A 6,638-nucleotide genomic window follows, 5' to 3' on the forward strand; every position below is an offset into this window, starting at 1 on the left:
AGATCGCTTTTTTTGTTACTCAATATTTTTTTCGTAAACTTTAAAGAAAGGATAATAAATGGCGGCATTGATTACGATTAACCCACACCAGAACACCACGTTACGCCAATCCATTGTGGCTAAGTAAGCTTGGGCAAAAAAGGGAGTAAAAGAAGGATCGACAATGTAGCCCATGGAAATCAGGCCAGTCAGTTGCGCGTAATAGGTTAAGATTAGATTAATGATCGGATTAAGTAAAAAGGGGATGGCTAAAATCGGATTAAACACGATTGGCATACCAAAAATAATCGGCTCATTGATGCCGCAAATACCAGGGATTAAGGAGAGCCGTCCCAGGGTTTTAATCTGTGCTTTTTTACTCCACAACATCCAAACGAGTAGCCCCAGTGTCGCTCCGGCTCCACCGAAGATCGAAATGCGAAACATTTGTAAGTTCATGGCGATGGTCGGATCTTTTCCTAAGGCTACCAACTCACCATTTAAACCGGTATTGGCAATGCCGATCGAAAATAAAATAGGAAAAACAATCGATGACCCATTGACACCAAAGAGCCACAGCAGGTTGCCAAAGGTCACGATGGCGATAAAGCCCCACAAGTTACCAGCAATATCTAAGGCTGGTGTCAGCACACTCATAATAAACTCCGGCAGAATTTTGCCAGTCAGAGCGATGATGATTAAATTTAGCCCATGGAAAATCACAATATTGATCAGCAGCGGCAACAAAGAATTAATAAAGGTCGTAACAGCCGGTGGAACTGAATCAGGCATCGAGATTTTCCAGTTAAATTTTTCGATTAAGCGGGCCACTTCAACCACTAGTAGAGAAATGATAATCGCGATAAACAGGCCGTTGGATCCCAAGTAGTCCATGGGGATTTGTCCGTCTTGACTGTTGGCAGCCACTAAAATAAAGACGGACATGGAGATCACACCGTTCATGGCCGGGTTAAGCTTGTATTCTTGCGCCAGTGAGTAGGCAATTCCGAAGGCGCAGATGATGCCAAATAGGCCCATGGTCATGTTGTAGGGAGCGGTGATTTGCTCGTAATTTGCTAAGGCAAACTCTTTCCAAGCGGCTAAAAATCGGAGAAAAAAGCCTGCCGTATCAGGATTGTACAACTCCATATTAATCGGTGGGTTAGCGATGATTAAAAAAAGTGACCCAACGACGATAAAAGGTAAGCCAAACATCATACCACTGGAAATCGACTTCAAATGAACTTGATTTCCCAATTTAGTGCCAATCGGTGATAGCACGTGATCCAGTTTTTCCAACAAAGGTTTCTTTTGCGTCATTTATCTCTTCTCCTTACCTAGATTTGCCATGAATTAAAGTTAAAGGCACTTTCAACGACCTTCTTGGGATCGTACGTTTCCAAGATTTTGGCGTAAGCTTCCTTATAGCCGTTGTCGACGGGCATTTCGGGAATGACTTTACTGGCTTCATTTAGAAAGTGGAAAGAATCTCGACCCATGGCTTGACCGCGAACAGTGTGTTTATCTAAGGCGAAATCAGGGATTTCTGGAACGTATCCCATGGCAAAACTTTTGATCACGATGTTTTTCAGCAAGTCAGTGGAGCGGTCTTTTTCAGATTCTGCTAATAGGCGGATGGCGTGAAAAATATACATGGCCCGATCGGCTTCGTTATAAGCAAATTCTTTGCGCATTTGGTTGAGACTGTTGATGATTGGAGCGGCTTGGACATTTCCCATGCCGATATCTTCGACAGAAATAGCCAAAAGGCGACGCCATAATTTTTCTTCAAACTGGGGAGAGGTGATATACATTTCATAAGCAAACTCGCAAGCTTCTTTTGTTAAGCCTCGGCGGATGGATTTTTGCAAGCCGGAGACCACTTCGTCGCCTTTTAAGCCATTACGAGTGATGACTCGGGCCCAAGGATCTTCAATATACTCGTGTGTGTTAGTCATTATTTTTCCTCATTTCTAAAAATGTGATATGATATTCCAGAGGTGAAAAGCATGAATATTAGTACATTAGTCAATAAATATCGCTTAAACAAAACCGAACAAACTATTTTATTGTTTCTACAGGATAACTTATCAGAAACGAAAGATCTGGGCATTCGTGGGGTTGCCAAACAGTGTTTCACTTCCCCTGCTACCATTGTCAATTTAGCGAAAAAGATGAATTACTCAGGCTATACTGAGCTAGTCTTTAAAATTAAAGAGGGAATCGGGCAAAGTGATTTACCAGAAAATACTCAAATAAGTGTCGCTGATTATCCCGCTTATCAAGAGCAGTTTAGCGCGTTGTTAAGTCGCTACCGCCAAGCGAATATCATGATACTGGCATCAGGTTTTTCTCAAATCATCTCCAATTATGTCAATGAAAGTTTGATTATCCATGGCTTTCGCAGCATCAGCAATTCTCATTTAGAGTTGCTAGAACCGGATTTTTTGAAGGAAACATTAGTGCTGACCATTTCAGAATCGGGAGAGACGACCTCTTTAAAAGAAATTATTCTGCGGGCTCAAGGGAATGGAATCGATGTCATTAGTTTTACTGGTAACCCTCAGTCGACGATTGCCAAAGCTTCGTCTTTAGCAATTCCGATTAAAACTGCCAATCAATTTTCCAATGAACAACACGCTCCTCACTTGTTTTATGGCAATACCTTAAATATGTTTGAACTGTTGTTAAGCGCCTATCTGAGACCCATGCTCTGATAATTGCTGATGACCAGCTGAGGTGCTACTGGGTTTCTGGAATCCATATGGCACATAATAGCAGTTTTTTTGATGAGTGTGTTGATTTTTGTCATAAATTGAACAGGTTCACGAATGAAAAAACATGTTTAGGGGAGAATGTTTGGTTTTCTAGCGGTTAATATGGGGTGTGTTTTACAAAGAAAGGAAAAACTCTTTTAGAAACGAACGATTAATCGTTGTCGCTAAAAGAGTTTTTTACTTTAGAAATAATCACTGAAATAGGCTGTTTCGTTTGGAATGATGCGTTCCAGTGACCGAATGGTTTCTTTATCAGCTTCAATTCGGTCGATGTTATGAAGATAAGTTGGGCGTTTATAGCTCATAAACATGGTGGAAAGGGTTTGAATATCCAAGGTGACGGGTTTGCCAATCGGCTCATCTGTTATGGTGACTTGATCGTCTTCATCCCAAATCAAGCCAAAGACGCCATTATTCCATGTGACTACGGGGTCTTCCACAATAAAGTGAAAAGGTTTAACCGTGCTGTCAAAAGGATAGCGTTGCAGAAATTCTTTGACATCAACGATTCTAGCCATGAAGAAAGGTGAAATCGTTTCTTTCATTTCACTGTCTTCAAAGAGAAAGGCGATCGGTTCATTTCGATAAACTTCTCCTTCGACGTAATTAATCATGGAGAAATGAGCAGAAATAAAGTTCCATAAGCCGATGCGGGCTTCTTGGTTGAGGTAAATCATTTCTTTGATATGAAAGACTTCCTCGGCAATCCAATAGAGGCAGTAGCCAGTGGGCTGATTTTCAGCGTTGTAGTACACGGCGGCAATCCGCTCTTCTTCATTTTCCCAACGCCAGTATTCATCCCAGTTTAATTCAGTGCGGATCATGGCACCGTGGTTTTTGCGGGCGAATTGATCGTAGACAGCCATCACATCAGGGTGGTCGTTTTCTTGCCGTTCAACAGAACCTGATACGGGGACTTGTTTAGGTAGTTGGGAGTCTTTGACTCGAAAGGTCATCATGTCTGACATGATTTCCCAACCTTTGCGGCGGTAATAAGGAATACTGTAGGGATATAAATAAGAAATCCACTGACCTTTTGCGCGCATTTTTTCAAGTGCCAATTCGATTAAGTCTTGCATCAAGCCCAAACTGGCGTATTCTGGATAGGTGCCCACACCGGTGATCCCCCCCATGGCGTAAATTTCACCGTGGATATTGACTTCACACGGGTAGATGGCCAATTGGGAGACTAAGGTATCGTCGTCATCAAACCAACCGATGACATCGGCTGATTTTAAAACCGGTCGTTTGGCTTTGGCAACCTCGCTGCCGTCTTCGTAGCCACTTTCTTCAATATCTGAATCAGTTACTTGGAAGACATACCGCAATAACTCATTAAACTGTGTTAAATGTTTGACTTCGACTGGCTTGATTGTCAGTCGCTCACGTATTCGATCTCGATTCATGTTATTCCCTCACTTAAAAGTTTCAACATCCATCTTTATTATAACAAATTCAAAGTCAATAGTGGAAAAATATGATTATCGGTGAATAGCTCTTGTCTCTTGAGTTGAAAAGACTTTTCAAGCGGCCGAAAGATTGCTATAATCAAGAGTGCTGATTGAATAGAAAGTAGGAATATATAATGAATTTAGAAGAAATGAAGAAAAGACAGGAAAAGATTCGCAATTTCTCGATAATTGCGCATATTGACCATGGTAAGTCCACCTTGGCTGATCGGATTTTGCAAAAAACCGAAACGGTTTCTGATCGGGAAATGCAAGATCAACTGCTTGACTCCATGGATTTAGAAAGAGAACGGGGCATTACGATTAAATTGAATGCAGTTGAATTAACCTATTCAGCTAAAAATGGCGAAGAGTACATCTTCCATTTGATCGATACGCCGGGGCATGTGGATTTTACTTATGAAGTGTCTCGTAGTTTGGCAGCCTGTGAAGGGGCGATTTTAGTCGTCGATGCGGCCCAAGGGATTGAAGCGCAAACTTTGGCCAACGTCTATTTAGCCATTGACAACGATTTGGAAATTATTCCTGTGATTAATAAAATTGATTTACCGGCGGCTGACCCGGAAAAAGTCCGTAAAGAAATTGAAGATGTGGTGGGGATTGACGCCAGTGATGCGGTTCTGGCTAGTGCCAAAGCCGGCATTGGGATTGAAGATATTTTGGAGCAAATTGTCGACTTGGTGCCAGCGCCAACGGGCGACATTGAAGCCCCGCTAAAAGCTCTTATTTTTGATTCGGTTTATGATAGTTATCGCGGTGTCATCCTAAATGTCCGAATTATGGAAGGAATGGTTAAGCCCGGCGACGAAATCATGATGATGCAAAATGGTAAGAAATTCGAAGTGATTGATGTCGGGGTGTTTTCACCAAAAGGCATTTCTCGTGACCGGTTAATGGTGGGGGATGTTGGCTATATTACAGCGGGGATTAAAACTGTTAAGGATACCCAAGTGGGGGATACGATTACCTTAGCGAACAATCCAGCTGAGGAAGCACTCTTTGGGTATCGTCGCATGAATCCAATGGTTTTCTGTGGCTTGTACCCGATTGATACGTCTAAGTACAATGAATTGCGCGAAGCTTTGGAGAAATTGCAATTAAATGATTCAGCGTTGGATTTTGAACCTGAAACCTCGCAAGCGTTGGGCTTTGGTTTCCGTTGTGGCTTTTTAGGATTGTTGCATATGGACGTGGTTCAAGAGCGGTTAGAGCGTGAGTTTAATTTGGAATTGATTACGACGGCACCCTCTGTTATCTATCATGTGAATAAAACCGATGGCACACAGGTGGTGGTTGATAATCCTGCTGAATTTCCTGAACCTGGTGTGATCGATTCAGTTGAGGAGCCCTATGTCAAAGCGTCGATTATGGTGCCTAATGATTACGTTGGTGCGGTGATGGAATTATCGCAACGTAAACGGGGGGATTTTGTGACCATGGATTATTTAGATGATTACCGAGTGAACGTCGTCTATGAGTTGCCTTTATCAGAAATCGTCTTCGATTTCTTTGATCGCTTGAAATCCAGTACAAAAGGTTATGCCTCTTTGGACTATGAAATTACCGGCTATAAAACAAGTCGTTTATCGAAGATGGACATTTTGTTGAACGGTGAAACGGTTGATGCCTTGAGCTTTATTGTCCATAAGGATTTTGCTTTTGAACGAGGCAAAGCGATTGTTGAGAAACTGAAGAAGCTAATTCCTCGTCAACAGTTTGAAGTGCCAGTCCAAGCGGCGATTGGTCAAAAGATTGTGGCCCGTTCTGATATTAAAGCTTTACGTAAAAACGTCCTAGCTAAGTGTTATGGTGGGGATATCTCGCGGAAACGCAAGTTGCTTGAGAAACAAAAAGATGGTAAGAAACGAATGAAACAAATCGGTTCGGTAGAAGTTCCGCAAGAAGCCTTCATGGCCGTTTTGAAAATGGACGAGGACGAACCTAAGAAGAAATAAGAATGTTAAAAAAGGCTCTACGTCAAATGATGTGGATGACTAGAAATTAATCGAAATGATCGACAAATTAAGCGGCTCTGTCAGCGATGGCGGAGGTGCTTTTTTGTGTTAAGTTAAAGCTCACTAAAATGCGATGTTTGAAGTTCCAAAAACTGCGGTACCCATAAGCCACCCTTTTGATGACTTTTATTTTATTGATCGTGCCTTCTAAAGGGCCATTTGAAAAGGAATACTTAAATGTATTTTCGATTCGTGGTAAATGCTTCTTTAAGGTTTTTAAAGACGTGGTCATCAGGGAAGAAACCCCTTCAGGCATTGATTCAACGACGTGTTTAAAGGCATCAAAATCATTTCTCTGGGAGTGGAAAAGCAACGTTTGGTAAACGTTGTAGGTTGCCGTTAATGTTGGATCTAAGGTCTCTAAATAATCGATCACTTCCGTTTCAGTCATCGGCTTT

General features: G+C 41.9%; 6 protein-coding genes. 2 read left to right on the forward strand and 4 right to left on the reverse strand.

Going from position 1 to position 6,638, the window contains the following annotated elements:
* Positions 1–15 precede the first annotated feature (15 nt).
* Positions 16–1,299 (reverse strand): PTS sugar transporter subunit IIC, encoded by a 1,284-nt coding sequence (locus tag I6N95_RS24280; protein WP_209532345.1) that lies wholly within the window; start codon positions 1,297–1,299, stop codon positions 16–18.
* A 17-nt stretch (positions 1,300–1,316) separates the two neighbouring features.
* Positions 1,317–1,937 carry an AAA family ATPase gene (locus I6N95_RS24285; protein ID WP_209532347.1) on the reverse strand — a complete coding sequence of 207 codons (621 nt, stop codon included), beginning with the start codon at positions 1,935–1,937 and terminating at the stop codon, positions 1,317–1,319.
* Positions 1,938–1,988: 51 nt separating this feature from the next.
* On the opposite strand from I6N95_RS24285, the gene I6N95_RS24290 reads away from it, so the two are divergent.
* A complete protein-coding gene (locus I6N95_RS24290; protein WP_209532349.1) occupies positions 1,989–2,696 on the forward strand; it encodes a MurR/RpiR family transcriptional regulator in 708 nt (235 codons plus the stop codon).
* A gap of 242 nt (positions 2,697–2,938) precedes the next feature.
* Here the strand turns inward: I6N95_RS24290 and I6N95_RS24295 are convergent, their stop codons facing one another.
* On the reverse strand, positions 2,939–4,162 hold the full coding sequence (locus I6N95_RS24295) for a GNAT family N-acetyltransferase (protein WP_209532351.1): 1,224 nt from the start codon (positions 4,160–4,162) through the stop codon (positions 2,939–2,941).
* A gap of 179 nt (positions 4,163–4,341) precedes the next feature.
* Here I6N95_RS24295 and lepA point away from each other — a divergent pair, with 179 nt between their 5' ends.
* Positions 4,342–6,180, forward strand: coding sequence for a translation elongation factor 4 (gene lepA, locus I6N95_RS24300; protein ID WP_209532360.1), 1,839 nt, complete (start codon positions 4,342–4,344; stop codon positions 6,178–6,180).
* A 67-nt stretch (positions 6,181–6,247) separates the two neighbouring features.
* Here lepA and I6N95_RS24305 read toward each other — a convergent pair.
* Positions 6,248–6,638 (reverse strand): transposase (locus I6N95_RS24305; RefSeq protein WP_209532362.1); only part of this gene is annotated, 391 nt, incomplete at its 5' end.

It is taken from the genome of Vagococcus allomyrinae (assembly GCF_017829975.1).
GTDB lineage: Bacteria > Bacillota > Bacilli > Lactobacillales > Vagococcaceae > Vagococcus_D > Vagococcus_D allomyrinae.